Consider the following 326-nt stretch of genomic DNA (forward strand, 5'->3'; position numbering starts at 1 on the left):
ATGGGGGTGAAACGAATGATGATCAATAAAGCATATAAATTTCGTATCTATCCAAATCAAGCACAAGCGACCCTAATTAATAAAACGATTGGCTGTTCTCGTTTTGTATTCAATCATTTCCTATCTCTATGGAATAATACATACAAAGAAACAGGAAAAGGTTTGACATATGGTACATGCTCTTCCAAACTGCCTGCCATGAAGAAAGAGTTTGTTTGGCTAAAAGAAGTGGATAGTATTGCGATTCAATCGTCTGTTCGCAACCTTGCGGATGCTTATACACGCTTTTTCAAAAAACAAAACAGTGCCCCGTGTTTCAAATCTAA

At 36.8% G+C, this 326-nt stretch carries 1 protein-coding gene; it reads left to right on the forward strand.

The window, feature by feature from the left end:
* Nucleotides 1-15: 15 nt before the first annotated feature.
* A partial coding sequence (locus tag JDS95_RS30650; RefSeq protein ID WP_199691059.1) for a helix-turn-helix domain-containing protein occupies nt 16-326 on the forward strand: 311 nt, incomplete at its 3' end.

Source organism: Bacillus cereus group sp. N24, from assembly GCF_016483345.1.
Classification (GTDB): Bacteria; Bacillota; Bacilli; order Bacillales; family Bacillaceae_G; genus Bacillus_A; species Bacillus_A toyonensis.